The sequence below is a fragment of the Paraglaciecola sp. genome (assembly GCF_051252315.1).
GTDB lineage: Bacteria > Pseudomonadota > Gammaproteobacteria > Enterobacterales > Alteromonadaceae > Paraglaciecola.
Genome location: NZ_JBPOFP010000001.1, coordinates 1 through 16,238, shown reverse-complemented (window position 1 = coordinate 16,238; position 16,238 = coordinate 1). Strand labels below are relative to the sequence as shown.

The following is a 16,238-nucleotide window of genomic DNA, read 5'->3' as shown; positions in this document are numbered from 1 at the left end:
AGTTATAATGCTCGATTTATCCGGTAACCTCGGCCACGAAGAGTTTCGATAGGGTTAATACTCCCGTCAGGATCAATTTTTTTACGTAACCGACCTACAAATACTTCAATAACATTACTGTCTAAATCAAAATCTTGATCGTAAATGTGCTCTGTTAGTTCAGTCTTAGACACAATTTTTTGTGGGTTCAGTAATAAGTATTCCAGTACTTTGTATTCATATGCCGTGAGTTCAACGTACTCAGAGTTTATTCTGACTTCCTCACTCAATGTATCCAAACTAATTGGGCCTTTTTCGATGGTTGGATGAGCCTTACCTGCAGCACGTCTAATTAAGGCTTTTACACGAGCTAACAATTCTTCATTGTGAAAAGGTTTAGTCAGATAGTCATCTGCACCAGCATCTAAACCTTCTACTTTTTCTTGCCAACGATCTCTAGCAGTTAAAATCAATATGGGGCAGGTGACATCATTTTTTCGAGCTTTTTGAATGACTTCAAATCCATCTATTACAGGTAGACCAATATCAATTATGGCTAAGTCGTAGGGGTGTTCGGCTAATAAAAATAAGGCTTTTTTACCATCATCTGCTAAATCGACACTGTAACCATTTTGTTGCAATAACACATCAAGTTGAGTCAGAAGGCGGCTATCATCTTCTACAATTAAAATTCGCATAATTAATTCTTTTTACCTTGTTGGCTAACTTTACCTGACTTTTTGTCTACATTGACTGAAACGACTCGCCCTGATTTTTGAAGAAGTTTAACTTGGTATTTGTTTTTACTCTGATTTACTTTTAACACTCGCCCATTCACCTTCTGCTGTGCCTTTTTGGCCGCTTGGGATTTATTTAGGGTGGTTGGTTTAGGATCAGCTGCCGCTACATCTGAAGAGATGATTAAGCAGCTGATAATACAACTAAACAATAACCGAATGTAAAAAGGTGATTTCAAGGTTTTACTCTATTTTTCTAGATTTAAAGTCAGTTTACCTTAATCCTCATGGGACTTAAAAGTGTTTGCTTAAGTCCTATGATTGATTAAGGCAAAATATTATTAACGATAAATTCTAATGTGTTTATTAGGACGTTGTTGGCTAAATGTTTGATATAGGCGACCTTTCATTTTATATGTTACCTCATAGCCTCGTAACCTTCTTTGTTTACTCTTTGAATAATGGCCCTTCGAGCAATATCTATTTTGTTTAGCGTGGCGTGAAGAATAACCTTGTTGTTGATGGTCAATCTTATGACCTATTACTCCACCAATAATTGCACCGGCTAAGGTTCCTACTACTTTATGTTTTCGGTCACTACTTGCATGGCCAATGCTACCACCTATTACAGAGCCTAATACTGCTGCATTGTGCCTGTTATTATAATGGTATTGACGATAGTTACTGTCCCTATATCGACGCTCGTCTGATCTATAGTCGTCTGAATGGCGGTGAACATCACAATAATCTTGGTTGTGGCGTGTAGCGACATACTCATAAACGGGAGTCACATCTACCACTCTGGCTTTATAGTAGCCTTTGTTATGATGAGCTTGGGTTACGGGTGAGATGAAAAGTAAAATTAATACACTGCTGATAACGTATTTCATTGTGTCACTCCTTTATTAAGTGACTATGATATTAACTACACAAGACTGAATTTTAACTGAATTGAAACTATACCTAAGTTATTTTTGAGGGCGAAAATTTAAAAAACTAATAATCAACCTTTCTTCGAAGTGCTTTGGTTTTACCTGATTTAACTTTGCTATCTACCCGCTTTTTCTGTGAACTCTTGGTTGGTTTAGTGGCTCTTCTGGCTTTTTGCAATTTTCCCGCTTCACTCAGTATGACTTGTAACCTAGCAAGGGCATCTTGCTTATTCATTTCTTGAGTACGGTGGCTTTGAGCTTTGATTATCAAAATACCTTCTTGAGTAACTCTTTTATCTGAGCCTGATAATAATTTTTGTTTTACGTACTCTGGAATGGTGGAAGCTCGAATATGAAAACGTAAATGAATAGCACTTGATACTTTATTCACATTTTGCCCCCCCGATCCTTGGGCGCGCATAGCAGTTAACTCTATGGCTGGCATTAAACTGGCTATATTCGGTTGATACATTAATTAAGCTCCGGGAAAGGCCAACATTTTACCTAAGCCTAAGGTAAATAACCAAACACCGTACGCACTATGTTCTATGCTGACTAAAAGTAGAGATTGGCGTTTTTTATAGGTTAAAGCAAATATAATTCCACCGACAAAAGTCAGAACAAACACCAAAATATTTTGGAAAAATATATGGGCAAAACTAAATAGACTAGCATTGATCACAATAAACAAGGTTGGGTTTGATACAAGATTTTTATAACGTTCAAAGAAGAATAAACGATATAAAAACTCTTGGGGATAAACTGAAAAGACCGAATAAAATACGCTAATGGCTATCCATAAAACGGGATTGTTTAGCACAACCGAAAATAAACTCTCAGGTAGAAACAACCATACCAGTAGTGTTGAAGCTAAAACGAATAGTGAGAAACGCGCCAACATAGTGATTGAGAGTTTTCGCCAATTATTTCCAATCAAATAGGTTTTTTTAAATAAGCTCTGTTGATGACATTTGATTACACAATAAATTAACGCGCCTAAAACACAGGTTAGCTTAATAACCGAATGGATAGGTAACACAATCAATAATGGCGTGCCTAAAAAAAGCGCCGCCATTTCAATCCATAAATATAAAGTCGATGGAGAGCGAGGGATTTGTTTAGACACGGTATTTATCACTTTTAACTAAGGGAATACCTTTTTATACGGCTTAACAGTAACACTTTTATATACACCTGCACTGACGTATGGGTCTGCATCCGCCCATTCTTTAGCTTGTTTCAGGCTATCAAAATCTAGAATGACCAATGAACCGGTAAAACCTGCTTCTCCTGGATCATCACTATCAATGGCTGGACAAGGTCCTGCAGCTAACACTCGGCCTTGGTCGGCTAAAGCTTGTAAACGTTCTAAGTGTGCAGGTCTGGCTTGTTTACGCATTGGCAAACTGTTTTCTACATCTTCACTGTATATGACGTACCACATGTTTAAATTCCTGTTTATTTAAATTGAAATATATTACTTGTCAAAAACTGACTTAGTGTCACTGACGTTAATGCCAATTAACTGTTGTGAAATTAAATCCAGTTCCTGTGTTGTGCCAATAAAATGCACTACCTGCTGTGTATGTGTAACCGACTCATTGGTCTTTAAACTAAGCATCGGCGCGGCACTTTCTAATTCAAAAAAGGCAGACTCATTTAGAAGGCTTCCATCCATATTGCCATGGTTGTAGGCATTGGTAACGTCACCTTTGGCAAGGCTTGTGTCTGCTTGTTCTAATGATAATGGATATAACTGCTTTTTATCTAAACTGAATTTAATGACAGTTAAACGGTTTAGCGAAGGTGCATATGAAAACATCAAGTTTTTGCTCATATTCGCTGGTATGCCAATTTTACTGCGATATTTCCCATCTGTTTTATAAAATACTAAATGGTCTTTACTTATTAATCTGTCGGCATACAAAGGGTATAAATAACTTTGTGCTGGCGCTTGTTCAGGTTCGATTGGAAAAATAGAAATATTGTCATCTGAGCCTTGCAACATCGCCAATGACCAAATAGTGATGAGGCCTGTGTTTGGATCCCAGTCTTCAGCTAAATTAGTGAGTTTATTAAAAGAGGTATATCCCACTTGTTTAACTGTTTTAGGAAATTGAATACCAAGTGACTGACTAATTTCTTGTGTATTGAGTAAATTAATCTTTCTGTCTAACAAGGCTGAAAATTGAGTATTTTGATGGTTAACTAAATTAAGCTTTTTTTGAAAGTGGGCACTTGTATCATCCAGATTGATTACTAAATAATCACGGGCTTGCAGTGCTGGTGGTACGCGCCAATTTTCGTTTTTAATAGCTTTGCCAGCAGGATAAAACAAAGAATATTTTGAACCTATTGGGGCTATCCAAGTTCTGTCTTCTCCGCCAACATTGCCCTGTTTATTTTTAATCGCGGTACGGTTTAACCAAGCGTTGCTTTGGCCACTTGTACCATTGCTTGTACTAGTGAGCACTCTGCCTTGGTGTTGAGCCGACAACACGATTTGGCTTTGTTGGTCTTTGGATTTAAGCACAATAGGCTCATCAAACTGACGAATGAAGTTTAAGTCATCGGCAAAATTTGATTGGGCTAAAACCTTAGCTGGCAAGCAGCTAAGGATGATTAAAACACTTAGGGTGATTCTCATTTTGAGCCTTTACTTAGTGGCTTGTTTCATGTCGCTAACAAAGGTTTTTAACTTGTCTAACATAATACTAGGTTGATCTAAGTTTTCCGCGATAATGTTGACTGTGGCTGAGCCAGAAATAGCGCCCGCTGCACCCGATTGAATCGCATCTGCTACTTGTTTTGGGGTAGAAATTCCAAACCCTAACAAAGGCGGCGCTACTTTATATTGGGTTAATTTTTCGATTAACTCACTGGCTGGGATTGTCACTGCTGTTTCTGCACCAGTTACGCCTGCACGGCCGAGTAAATAGGTATAACCTTGAGATTTATTACCTATTTCAGCAAGGGTTTCATCACTTGCATTAGGTGGAGCAATTAGTATTTGCTTGATGCCCGTTTGTTCGGCAATGGCAATAAATCGGTCTGCTTCACGAAGTGGCACATCTGCGATTAAGATAGAGTCTACACCAGCATTTGCAGCGTCTTGATAGAAGCTTTCAATTCCTCGTTTGAGTACCAAATTACTGTATAACAATAATCCAATGGGAATATCGGCATCAATTTCCCGCACTTTTTTAATAATGTCGAAACATTCTGTGATTTGAATTTTGTGATCCAAAGCACGAATGGCTGCTTTTTGAATTGTAGGGCCATCAGCGATTGGATCAGAATAAGGAAAGCCTAATTCTAATGCATCTGCACCACCTTCGATTAACGCTTTTATAATGTTAACTGAAGTATTTGCATCTGGGTCGCCAACCATAACAAATGGAACAAACGCTCCTTCGTTAGCAGCATCAAGACGTGTAAATAGTTTTGCATAACGATCTGTTGTTAAGTTAGTCATTTTACTTGTCTCCTAATATGCTGTGGACATGGGCTAAATCTTTGTCACCTCGACCAGATAAATTCACTACGATAATAGTGCCATCTTCAGCTTCATCAGCCATATTTAGTCCATGGGCAAGGGCATGTGAAGATTCTAAAGCTGGGATAATGCCTTCTTTACGAGACAATATTTGAAACGCATTGAGTGCTTCTTCATCGGTGACCGACACATATTCCGCTCGGCCAATGTCAGCTAAATGGGCATGTTGTGGTCCTACTGCTGGGTAATCTAGTCCAGCGGATACTGAATATGACTCTTCAATTTGACCATCTTGATCTTGCATGATGTAGCTGTACGTACCGTGTAAGATACCTGCAGTACCCTTACCAATAGCGGCTCCATGTTCTTTGGTGTGCACACCTTTTCCAGCAGGTTCAACACCGACTAATTTCACACTAGGATCATCGATAAAGTCAGCAAACATGCCAATAGCGTTGGAACCACCGCCTACACAGGCAACAACTGCATCAGGCAAACGCCCTTCTTTTTCTAAAATTTGAGCTTTGGTCTCTTCACCTATCATGCGGTGAAATTCTCGAACTATAGTTGGGAACGGGTGAGGGCCTGCCGCTGTACCTAATAAATAGTGAGCTTTGTCGTAACTAGCAGACCAGTCACGTAACGCTTCATTCACTGCATCTTTCAAGGTACCAGAACCCGCGTCTACAGGGATGACTTCAGCACCCATTAAGCGCATTCTGAAAACATTGGGTGCTTGACGTTCTACGTCTTTAGCCCCCATGTAAATACGGGCTTTTAGGCCTAACAATGCACTGGCAAGTGCGGTGGCTACACCGTGCTGACCTGCACCAGTTTCAGCAATGATTTCGGTTTTACCCATACGTTTGGCTAATAATGCTTGGCCCAATACCTGATTGGTTTTGTGTGCACCACCGTGAAGTAGATCCTCACGTTTTAGGTATAATTTAACTTTAGGGTTATTGACTAAGTTGCGCGTTAAGGTCATGGCAGTTGGGCGACCCGCATAGTCTTTTAGTAAACCCATGAATTCGGCTTGGAATTCGGGATCGTTTTGAGCATCAATAAAAGCTTGTTCGAGTTGGTCGAGTGCAGGAATTAGCAATTCAGGGACATACATGCCGCCATATTCGCCAAATTTACTGTCTAAATGATTCATTTATTTCTCACTTTATAAATCTATATTTTTACTAAAAGCCGTTTCTAGATATCCACTATCAGATAAAGTGGTATTTAATACTGTCTTAGTTGGCTAAAAGCTTGGTTTATTTTTTCTAGATCTTTTATTCCTGGGGCGCTTTCTACACCTGAGTTTAGATCTAACATGGCACAGTGATGTTGTGCCGCTTGTTTTACGTTACTTGGGCTTATACCACCCGCCAAAATCAGTTTGGTTTTGTCAGGTATCTGGTCTAACAATTGCCAAATAAAGCTTTGGCCTGTGCCACCTGATTGTTCCCCAACTTGGCAATCTAATAAAAAGTAATCTATTTGTTTTTCATCTAAAGTGGGTAATTCACTTTTCACCCCTTTGGCCAGCCAAATTTGGCAAGATTGATTTAGCTCAACTCCAAGTTGATCTATATATCTTTGGTCTTCTTGTCCATGTAATTGCACCGCCACTAGATTAAGTTCTTTAGAATATCGAATGACTTGCTCAATTGGCGCATTAACAAACACACCAACGTAGTTGAAAGGCACAGCATAGGTGATTTGTTTGGCCTGTTCTAACGTGACAAACCGCTTTGATTTTTCAGCAAAGATAAGGCCGGCATAACTAGCATGGCTATCTTTAACTAGTTTGGCACCAGTTAGGTTCGTGGTACCGCAAATTTTTACACTGCCGTATACAAGTTTTCTAGCGGCCAAAGTAATGTCATCTTCTGCCATAAGAGAACTTCCAACCAAGAAACCTTCTACTAAGGGCGCAAGGCGGCGTACGTCCTGATGGGTATAAATACCTGATTCAGAGATAACCACATGTTCATGTGTGGCCAATTCTTTAATCAAAGGAACCAAACGTTCTGTGGTGGCAAGATCGGTGCTCAAATCCCGTAAATCACGGTTATTAATTCCAATGATTTTAGCTTTTAAGGCTGCGGCTCTATGCACTTCTTCTTCGTTACTGACTTCGGTCAGTACATCTAATTGATAATGTTCTGCAAGGTTCGCCAGTTCAATATATTCTGCGTCATCCAACACCGATAACATGAGAAGAATGGCGTCTGCATTATGATAACGAGCAAGATGAACCTGGTAGGCCTCAACAAAAAAGTCTTTGTTGATCACTGGTTGCGTGACATTTTTTCGTACGTATTCAAGATATTCAAATTTACCTTGAAAATACTTTTCGTCAGTCAATACAGAAATGCAAGCTGCGTAGGGTTTGTACGCTTGAATGATTTCATCAAGATCAAAATCTTCTCGGATCAAACCTTTTGATGGAGACGCTTTTTTGCACTCTAGGATAAAACCTGCATTAGGTTGTGCCAGCGCGTCATAAAAACTTCTATCCGACGGCGTAAGCTGTTCAATAAAACTGTCCAATGGTAAATCGGTTTTTCGCTGTGCTATTTCTTGGCGTTTATCTAACACAATTTTTTCTAGTACGTTGGCCATTTAGTTAACAGGTTCCTATTGGTCTAATCGTGTTTTTGACTGATCTCAGCCGAGAGTTTTATGCTGGCTAAAGGCAATTGTTGTTGCATAGCTTCAATTGCCATATTAGCGCCTTCTTGGTATGAGGCTGCCTTACCGCATAATTTTAATAGTGCACCCGTATTCATCGCGACAGCAGCTTGATGTGCTGGTTCGCCTTTGCCGATTAATACATTTTCGATGAGCTTTTTGTTTTCTTCAGGCTCACCACCTTTGATGGCATCTAATGGATAGGAGTCCAGACCAAAGTCAGTGGGTGATAAGCTAAATTCGGTTAAGGCATCGCCATTTACTTCTATCACTTGGGTTTCACCGTGTAAGGCAAACTCATCTAAACCACTACCGTGCACCACTAACGCTTTTTGATAACCTAACAATTGTAAGGTTTCAGCAAAAGGTTTGAGTAATTCCGGCGCATACACCCCGATAATAATATGACTAGGGCGAGCTGGATTAACCAAAGGCCCTAACAAATTGAATAAAGTACGGGTTTTTAAGGTAGTGCGAACTGGCATGGCATGACGAATACCAGAGTGATAATTAGGTGCAAACAAGAAACACAGGTTTGATTGGTCTAAACATTCACGAGCTGTGTCTGCTGGCATAGTTAACTCTAAACCAAAGGCTTTAAATAAATCCGCAGAACCAGACTTGCTAGACACGCTACGATTACCATGTTTAGCGACTTTTAAACCACAACTTGCTGCGACTATGGCAGAGGCAGAAGAAATATTAATGGTGTTATGTCCGTCACCACCTGTGCCTACAATATCTGCAAATTCGTAATCAGGACTAGGAAAAGCGCCTGCATTTTTAATTAATGCGGCGGCTGCCCCAGCTATTTCTGCCGGGCGTTCACCTTTAATTTTTAACGCAGTTAATAAGGAAGATAAAACGATATCGTCAACTTGGCCTGTAACAACTTGGGAGAACACTTCTGTGACTTCAGATTGTTGTAGATCTTTGCCCTGATATAACTGTTCTAGAATGTTATGGATCATAGTGGTCTGCCTTATCCTTCTTGTAGGTTATTGGGCTGATTTTGAGTTAAATATTCAATGCTTTGCATTAATAATTGACTGCCTTGAGAGGTTAAAATAGATTCTGGGTGAAACTGAAAACCTAACATCTTGTCTTTAGCATGGGTGACTGCCATTGGAATATCATTAAAATTGGCTAATAAATCCAGCTCTGCTGGCATATCATCTGCCATTAATGAGTGGTACCGAGCGACAGGAAGAGGCTGGGGCATGTTAACAAACATTTTGTCACCACAATGTTTGATTAACGAAGACTTACCATGCATGACTTCATTAGAACGAACAATTTTTCCACCATAAGATTCTACAATCGCTTGATGGCCTAAACAAATACCCAGTACCGGAAATTGGCCTTTTACTAAAGACAATAACGTCAACATTGAGCCGGCTTGAGACGGATTCCCGGGGCCAGGTGATAACATTAACATGACTTGTTTGGTTTGGTTGTTACTACCTGTTTGCTGGGACTTTTCTTGCATTTTTTCTAGTATTAACTCGGCTGGCACTGAGTTGCGGTACACAATTAGTTCTAGCCCCAAACTACGTAATTCATCGACTAAGTTGTAGGTGAAAGAGTCAAAATTATCTAACAAGAATACACAGATATTTGATTGGGTTTGCGACTGGGGTTGAGTTACCGGAGTATTCATTGGCCTTCTCCTGCATCTAGTGACTCGTTCGGCTGAGAGCTGGTTAAGACAGCATTGATTACTGCTTGTGCCTTACTACGTGTTTCGTCTGCTTCAGATTGTGGGTCTGAATCGAATACTACTCCAGCTCCTGCTTGAACATAAGCAGTGTCGTTTTTCACAAATGCAGAGCGGATTACAATACAGGTATCCATGTCACCTTGATTGTTAATATAACCCACAGCGCCACCGTAACTGCCACGACGTTGTTTTTCTACTTCTCTAATTAGGGTTGCTGCGCTGACTTTAGGTGCGCCGACTAAAGTGCCCATGTTCATACAGGCTTGGTATGCATTAAGTGCATCCAAGTCATCACGTAATTGTCCTACCACCCGAGAAACCAAGTGCATTACGTGAGAATATCGATCGACTTTTAATAAATCTGTGACATATCGGCTGCCAGGTTGAGACACTTTTGCCACGTCATTTCTAGCTAAGTCCACCAACATTATGTGTTCAGAACGTTCTTTTTTGTCTTCTTGAAGGTTTAACTCTAAGCGGCTATCTAAATCTAAATCGATACTGCCGTCTGCTCGTTTACCTCTTGGGCGAGTGCCGGCAATCGGGTAAATTTCAACTTGATTTGTTTCTTGGGTGTATTTTAATGCCGACTCAGGAGAGGCTCCAAACATGTAAAAGTCATCGTCTTTAATAAAGAACATATAAGGACTTGGGTTTTGTTTCTTTAAAGCTCGATATGCGTCATGTGGATGTGGGCAAGGCAAACTAAAAGTACGTGAAGGCACTACTTGAAAAATATCACCTGCCAATATGTGTTCTTTTAAATCCAATACGTCTTGTTTAAATTCTGCATCGGACTTGTTTACTGAAAGCTGGTTAATATCAATTGTTTGTTTGGTTTGAACCGGTAAGGGCTTAATTGTGGCCAATTTATGTTTGATTTGTTCTAGTCTTTGACTCACAACAAAATAGTTGTCACGGACATTTTCTCCGCTAAACACACTGCCAATAAGTTCGGTTTGTTGAGTCTGATGATCAATAACAACCAAAGATTCTGCTAGGTAAAATACAAAATCAGGGCACGAGTTTTCACTACTTTTCACATCTGGCAATTTTTCAAAACTGGCTAATAAATCATAAGCTAAAGCGCCACCTAAAAAGACTGCATTAGGATGCTGACGAATAGTGATGATTTTTTGTGTAATTAGGCGTAACGCATCAAAAACCGCTGGCGCTTTTAGTCTACTGTCTTCGTCTAACGCTGGATCAGGTTCGGGAAAAGATAAGGTGATAATGCCATTATCAAGATCGTATTCGTGATTGACACCAGCAGGGCAATGTTCAATAAATATGGGTAACACGGCACGGCCATTATCTGAAATTGCGCGACACGTGACTTGATGTCCATGACATTCTAATTTGACCGCGGCATCGACCAAAAGCAAACTTTTAAGGTTGTCTTTGCTATCAATTTCAGCAGACTCAAGTAGTAAGTTATTTGTCGTATTTTGGCAAAGATATTGATAGGCATGTAATGGATCGGCTACATAATCTGCCGAAACAATTAAGGTCTCAACTTTTCCTACCTGTTCTGTTAACTGGGCTAAACTCATTATTGTTCTCGTACTTCTATTTTAGTGACTATTTTAATTGAGTATCTTTGCGGGTCTAATTTACTTTTGGCTACACGTAAAAAAGCCCGCATTATACGGGCTTTTTTAAATTTATTTGTAAAAAATACAAACACTCACAGCCCGTTAGTTCAGGTTGTGCCACCACCAAGTAATGTGTGTTTGAGTATTTTTCATGTCATTGTCTCTTTAATTCTGACTATTAGTTATGAATTAGTGCTTGTGACAGCGTATAATAAGCTTATTCACAATATTTGTGCCTATAGAAGAAAACAAAAACGCTTCCGTGTCAATACACAAATTGCTTTTAGCTATAAAAATTAACTATATAAGAAATCACTCAATACATGAAAATCGACTTACATAGCCATACTTATTATTCTGATGGACACTTGTCTCCAAAAGAATTAATCGATCGTGCGCATAATATGCAAGTGAATGTGTTAGCTATTACTGACCACGATACCGTTATGGGTATTGATGAAGCCTTGCAATACCAAGCTCAACAAAAAAGGCATATGCAAATATTGCCTGGAGTTGAGATATCTACCTCATGGCATAATTTTGATATTCATATTTTGGGCTTGAATGTTGACCATAAAGACCAGCCATTTTTGCAAAGGCTAGAACAGCAAAGCCAAGAGCGAGACAGACGTGCACAACTTATGTCTGACAAATTGGCCAAGGCGGGTATTGAAGATGTACTGTCTGAGGCAAAAGAAATCGCTGGAGTAGGGCAGCTAACGCGTGCGCATTTTGCTCGTGTGTTAGTACAAAGAAATGTGGCTAAAGATTTTGATACCGTTTTTAGAAAATATTTAGGCAAGGGCAAAAGAGCCCATGTCAAACCAAAGTGGATTAGTATTCAAGAGGCTGTGACTTGGATCCAAGACGCTGGCGGTAAAGCTGTTTTAGCGCACCCTGGTCATTATGATATGACCACAAAGTGGCTTAGACGTTTAGTTGCCGAGTTTGCAGGCGCTGGTGGAGACGGTATGGAAGTGATTCATTCCCATTTAACCCCAGAGCGTAAAAAATTGTTGGCAGATATTGCCCAAGAGCATAATTTAATGGCATCCAGTGGTTCTGATTTTCATTTTCCGAATCGTTGGACCGAATTAGGCAAAAACCTTTCGCTTCCTGAGCAGCTTGTGCCAATATGGCATGACTGGGAGCTAACCGCTTCAGCTTAATTGGGTTTGTCATAGTTACACTAATAATAATCCCCACTCAAATGTACTGCTGGGATAGTAGGATAGGAGTTTTACCATGAGTCAGTTTTTTTATATTCACCCGGATAATCCTCAGGCACGTTTAATAAAACAAGCTTGTGAATTAATTCATCGAGGCGAAGTGATTGTTTACCCCACAGATTCTGGATACTCCATCGGATGTCATATGAATGACAAAAAAGCCCTCGAGCAAATTTGTCGTATTAGACATATCGATAAAGATCATAACTTTACTCTAATGTGTAAAGACATGTCTGAGTTATCTGAATATTCAAGGGTTGATAACACCGCTTTTAGGATGATAAAAAACAACACGCCAGGGCCATATACTTTCATTCTAAAAGCCACTAAAGAAGTACCTAAACGACTACAAAACCCTAAGAGAAGAACCATAGGTATTCGAGTGCCAGACAATAAAATCGCTTTAGATTTGTTAGAGGAGTTAGGTGAACCTTTGATGTCTACCACCTTAATTCTACCTGATGAGATAGTGGCTGAGTCTGATCCCGATGAGATCCGTGATAAGTTAGAAAAACAAGTTGGCTTGATCATTCATGGTGGTTTTTTGGGCGAGCAGCCTACCACTGTTATCGATATGTCTGAAGGTGAAACTACTATCATCAGAGAAGGTAGTGGTGATATCAGTCCTTTTAGCTAAATTGAATTAATAAAATGTCGACAGATAATTCTTCGTTTTCAGGACCCGCTAACAGCGAGCCAGTGCAACAACCATTGCCATTGGCTTTTGTTAATGGCGAGGCTTTGATTGAAAAACCAGAAGATTTATACATTCCCCCAGACGCCCTAGAGTTAATTTTAGAGGCATTTGAAGGTCCTCTGGATCTGCTTTTGTACCTTATTCGTCGTCAGAAATTCGATATCGTCAACTTACCTGTATATCAGGTGACTCAACAATACATGGAATATGTTGAATTGATGAAAGATCTTAAACTCGAACTGGCGGCCGAATATTTATTAATGGCGGCCATTCTAGCTGAGGTTAAATCTCGTTTATTATTGCCCAAAAGGCCTGATGCAGAAGAAGATGAGGAAGATCCACGAGCTGAGTTAATTCGCCGTCTAAAAGAATATGAACGGATTAAAGTAGCTGCACATGAATTAGATAACATTCCTAGGCAGGAGCGTGATGTATTTAATGCTAAAGCTCAACCAGCTCCTAGCGTTGAGCCTATTAAAATACTGCCGGCTGTGAGCATGCAAGAACTTGTTTTGAGTTTTCAAGGTGCTATGAAACGTGCAGAAGCTTTTAATCACCATCATATTGAAAAAGAAACACTTTCTACTCGAGAACGAATGAGCCTAATTTTAGAACAAATATCTGCCGATGAATTCACTGGATTTGATCAACTTTTTCATGCTAACGAAGGCAAAGCAGGTGTGGTGGTTACCTTTTTAGCCATTTTAGAATTAAGTAAAGAAAGCCTAATTGAATTAGTGCAAGACCAAGCCTTTGGCAATATTCATGTTCGATTAAACGGTACGCAAGAGCAAGGAGTCCAAACTGATGGCTAAAATTTCTCGTGCTCAGTTGAAACAATTAGTCGAAGCTAGCATTTTTGTAGCCGACCAAGCGATATCTTTTGAACAGCTGCAGTTAACTGTTTTGGAAGACTTAGTAGTCAGTAAAAAGATGCTGAAAGAAGTATTAGCTGAATTGACTTTAGATTATCAAGCCAGAGGCATTCAATTGGTTGAAGTCGCTTCCGGTTATCGCTTTCAATCTATGGATAGTTTAAGTCCTTGGTTAAGCAAATTATGGCATGAACAAGCACCAAGGTACTCCCGTGCTATGTTAGAGACACTCTCGTTAATTGCTTATCGTCAACCCATCACCCGTGGAGAAATTGAGGATGTGCGCGGGGTGTCGGTGAGTAGTCATATAATGAAAACCTTAAGCGAGAGAGGGTGGATAAAAGTGATTGGCCATAAGGAAGTGCCTGGTAGGCCTTCTTTGTATGCCACAACCAAAGAGTTTCTTGATTATTTTTCGTTAAAAAGTTTAGCCGACTTACCCAGCGCGGAAGCGTTTTTAGCTTCTGACGAATCTGATCTTGCTAGTCAAAAAGACGTTAACCCATTAAATATTCTCTCCCAAGAACCTGCTATGCAGAGTGAAGGAGAGCTTCAATCTAAATCTGTAAATACAAATGATGTCGTGTTAGACGAATCAAATGTGCCAGATGAACCAGAGCAAATACACTAATGAGTGATAAATTACAAAAAGTCCTAGCCAATGCCGGCGTAGGTTCAAGACGTGAAATGGAACGATGGATCCAAGCGGGTCGAGTTTCTGTAAATGGTAAACTTGCTACCTTAGGAGATCGTGTTGAGTCTGCAGACAAAATTCGGGTAGATGGAAATCCGATAAACACAGCCAATGAATCGCCAATGTGCCGAGTTTTAATGTACAACAAGCCAGAAGGGGAATTGTGTAGCCGTAAAGATCCTGAAGGCCGAGCTACAGTTTTTGATAGACTGCCAGCCATTAAAAATGGCCGGTGGATCGCTGTAGGCCGTTTGGATATTAACACCAGCGGACTTTTGTTATTTACAAATGACGGTGAATTGGCTAATCGCTTAATGCATCCCAAACACGAAGTAGAGCGTGAATACTCTGTACGAGTATTTGGTGAAGTAGAAGACATCATGCTAAAACGTTTAACTGATGGCGTGAAATTAGAAGATGGATTGGCTAAGTTTACTCAGATTGTGAAAAAGCCTAGCGATGAAGAGAGCACAAACTCTTGGTACAACGTGAGCTTATCAGAAGGACGTAATCGCGAAGTTAGACGTTTATGGGAATCTCAAGGCCTACAAGTAAGTCGCTTAATTCGTGTGCGATATGGCGAATTAGAGTTGCAAAAGCGTTTACCTCAAGGTGGTTGGGTTGAACTTACATTACCTGATTTAAATGGATTACGTAAAAGTGTCCAGCTTCCTCCTGAAGCCAATACCTTAATTAAAGTTGAACCAGGTAAATTAGATCACGTTAAGCTAAGCCGTATGAGGCGTTCAGTTAAAAAACATAGAGTAAAACAAGCGAATAAAAAACGTAGTTAATGCTGAAAGTGCTTGTTTACAATAGTGAACAAGCACACTTAATCCCTCTTACAAATTTTATCTAGTTCTATTTAACGTCTCCGGTTTTTTGATATTAAAGTTTTATCGCGCGCCAGCTTAACTCTGTAATTCGATTATCCCCCTCAGCTAAAAAGACTTACCTCTTTGACTATTTTTGGCCCAACCACTTAATAAGTTCAAATTAAAATTAGTGGGCTAACTACATGAATTATATATTTAATTTATTTGTATTAATTGTGATCACTGCTATACCTAATAATTGATTCGCTAAGTAAGAACAAAGAAGGAAGCTCAATGCGATTTAATGTGTCAACAAGGATATTTGGTGGTTTTGCTTTAGTTGTTTTATTTGCAATGGGTATATTTGTTGTGTCCCTTGTCAGTATAGGAAGTATTAGTAAAGGGGTCAGTAAAGTAACAGACGAAAGTGTACCCATGCTCATCACTAGTTCAGATCTTTCAAATAGTTTGTTGAAATCTGAAATCGAGTTAAGTAATTATTTTGTACAGACTCAATTTGACCTAGTCAAAAAAGCAGAAGAGTTGTTTTTAGTAGAAAAAAATAAAAATGATGTAGCAATAAAAACGCTAGCAAATACCACTCAGTCTTATCCGGATATATTCAAGTTATACGAATCTGCTAATACAAATAATGACGCTTTCTATCAAGCTGCAGAACAAGTCATTGGTGCCCATAAAATAGAGCTTTCTACATTAGATGAAGTGAATGACATTGCTATGGATCTCGGAGACTTAGGCGATGAAATGCTTAGTTATAGTT

The 16,238-nt window shown here is 39.5% G+C and carries 20 protein-coding genes; 7 read left to right on the top strand and 13 right to left on the bottom strand.

The features are described from left to right. Positions 1-2: 2 nt before the first annotated feature. The 13 genes from ACSHXM_RS00100 to ACSHXM_RS00040 form a co-directional block, all read right to left on the bottom strand. A complete protein-coding gene (locus tag ACSHXM_RS00100) occupies positions 3-677 on the bottom strand; it encodes a response regulator transcription factor (protein WP_435686652.1) in 675 nt (224 codons plus the stop codon). 2 nt (positions 678-679) lie between these two features. Next, a complete protein-coding gene (locus ACSHXM_RS00095) occupies positions 680-955 on the bottom strand; it encodes a PepSY domain-containing protein (protein ID WP_435686651.1) in 276 nt (91 codons plus the stop codon). Positions 956-1,057: 102 nt separating this feature from the next. Continuing rightward, positions 1,058-1,606 carry a glycine zipper 2TM domain-containing protein gene (locus ACSHXM_RS00090; RefSeq protein WP_435686650.1) on the bottom strand — a complete coding sequence of 183 codons (549 nt, stop codon included), beginning with the start codon at positions 1,604-1,606 and terminating at the stop codon, positions 1,058-1,060. 106 nt (positions 1,607-1,712) lie between these two features. Then, positions 1,713-2,120 carry an alternative ribosome rescue aminoacyl-tRNA hydrolase ArfB gene (gene arfB, locus ACSHXM_RS00085; protein WP_435686649.1) on the bottom strand — a complete coding sequence of 136 codons (408 nt, stop codon included), beginning with the start codon at positions 2,118-2,120 and terminating at the stop codon, positions 1,713-1,715. A gap of 3 nt (positions 2,121-2,123) precedes the next feature. Further along, positions 2,124-2,774, bottom strand: a complete 651-nt coding sequence (locus ACSHXM_RS00080) for a CPBP family glutamic-type intramembrane protease (RefSeq protein ID WP_435686648.1) — start codon at positions 2,772-2,774, stop codon at positions 2,124-2,126. An 18-nt stretch (positions 2,775-2,792) separates the two neighbouring features. Further along, on the bottom strand, positions 2,793-3,092 hold the full coding sequence (locus tag ACSHXM_RS00075; RefSeq protein ID WP_435686647.1) for a YciI family protein: 300 nt from the start codon (positions 3,090-3,092) through the stop codon (positions 2,793-2,795). A gap of 33 nt (positions 3,093-3,125) precedes the next feature. Further along, entirely contained in the window at positions 3,126-4,295 is a 1,170-nt protein-coding gene (locus ACSHXM_RS00070) for a DUF6786 family protein (RefSeq protein WP_435686646.1), read from the bottom strand. Between the two features lie 9 nt (positions 4,296-4,304). Continuing rightward, entirely contained in the window at positions 4,305-5,123 is an 819-nt protein-coding gene (gene trpA / locus ACSHXM_RS00065) for a tryptophan synthase subunit alpha (RefSeq protein ID WP_435686645.1), read from the bottom strand. Between the two features lies 1 nt (position 5,124). Then, on the bottom strand, positions 5,125-6,303 hold the full coding sequence (trpB, locus tag ACSHXM_RS00060; RefSeq protein ID WP_435686644.1) for a tryptophan synthase subunit beta: 1,179 nt from the start codon (positions 6,301-6,303) through the stop codon (positions 5,125-5,127). 74 nt (positions 6,304-6,377) lie between these two features. Beyond that, positions 6,378-7,763, bottom strand: a complete 1,386-nt coding sequence (gene trpCF, locus ACSHXM_RS00055) for a bifunctional indole-3-glycerol-phosphate synthase TrpC/phosphoribosylanthranilate isomerase TrpF (RefSeq protein ID WP_435686643.1) — start codon at positions 7,761-7,763, stop codon at positions 6,378-6,380. A 23-nt stretch (positions 7,764-7,786) separates the two neighbouring features. Continuing rightward, on the bottom strand, positions 7,787-8,803 hold the full coding sequence (gene trpD / locus ACSHXM_RS00050) for an anthranilate phosphoribosyltransferase (RefSeq protein ID WP_435686642.1): 1,017 nt from the start codon (positions 8,801-8,803) through the stop codon (positions 7,787-7,789). 11 nt (positions 8,804-8,814) lie between these two features. Then, entirely contained in the window at positions 8,815-9,492 is a 678-nt protein-coding gene (locus ACSHXM_RS00045; protein ID WP_435686641.1) for an aminodeoxychorismate/anthranilate synthase component II, read from the bottom strand. Then, complete coding sequence (locus ACSHXM_RS00040) at positions 9,489-11,105, bottom strand: anthranilate synthase component 1 (RefSeq protein ID WP_435686640.1); 1,617 nt, start codon at positions 11,103-11,105, stop codon at positions 9,489-9,491. The genes ACSHXM_RS00045 and ACSHXM_RS00040 overlap by 4 nt, the downstream gene beginning before the upstream one ends. A 66-nt stretch (positions 11,106-11,171) precedes the next feature. On the opposite strand from ACSHXM_RS00040, the gene ACSHXM_RS00035 reads away from it, so the two are divergent. The 7 genes from ACSHXM_RS00035 to ACSHXM_RS00005 all read left to right on the top strand — a co-directional run. Beyond that, positions 11,172-11,447 carry a hypothetical protein gene (locus ACSHXM_RS00035; RefSeq protein WP_435686639.1) on the top strand — a complete coding sequence of 92 codons (276 nt, stop codon included), beginning with the start codon at positions 11,172-11,174 and terminating at the stop codon, positions 11,445-11,447. A 23-nt stretch (positions 11,448-11,470) separates the two neighbouring features. Beyond that, positions 11,471-12,316 carry a PHP domain-containing protein gene (locus ACSHXM_RS00030; protein ID WP_435686638.1) on the top strand — a complete coding sequence of 282 codons (846 nt, stop codon included), beginning with the start codon at positions 11,471-11,473 and terminating at the stop codon, positions 12,314-12,316. Between the two features lie 76 nt (positions 12,317-12,392). Next, positions 12,393-13,013, top strand: coding sequence for an L-threonylcarbamoyladenylate synthase (locus ACSHXM_RS00025; RefSeq protein WP_435686637.1), 621 nt, complete (start codon positions 12,393-12,395; stop codon positions 13,011-13,013). Between the two features lie 14 nt (positions 13,014-13,027). Then, entirely contained in the window at positions 13,028-13,888 is an 861-nt protein-coding gene (locus ACSHXM_RS00020) for a segregation and condensation protein A (RefSeq protein ID WP_435686636.1), read from the top strand. Further along, positions 13,881-14,579, top strand: a complete 699-nt coding sequence (gene scpB / locus ACSHXM_RS00015) for an SMC-Scp complex subunit ScpB (protein ID WP_435686635.1) — start codon at positions 13,881-13,883, stop codon at positions 14,577-14,579. The genes ACSHXM_RS00020 and scpB overlap by 8 nt, the downstream gene beginning before the upstream one ends. Continuing rightward, positions 14,579-15,436 carry a 23S rRNA pseudouridine(2605) synthase RluB gene (rluB, locus tag ACSHXM_RS00010; RefSeq protein ID WP_435686634.1) on the top strand — a complete coding sequence of 286 codons (858 nt, stop codon included), beginning with the start codon at positions 14,579-14,581 and terminating at the stop codon, positions 15,434-15,436. The genes scpB and rluB overlap by 1 nt, the downstream gene beginning before the upstream one ends. 315 nt (positions 15,437-15,751) lie before the next feature. Next, positions 15,752-16,238: CHASE3 domain-containing protein (locus ACSHXM_RS00005; protein WP_435686633.1), on the top strand; the 487-nt coding region annotated here is incomplete at its 3' end.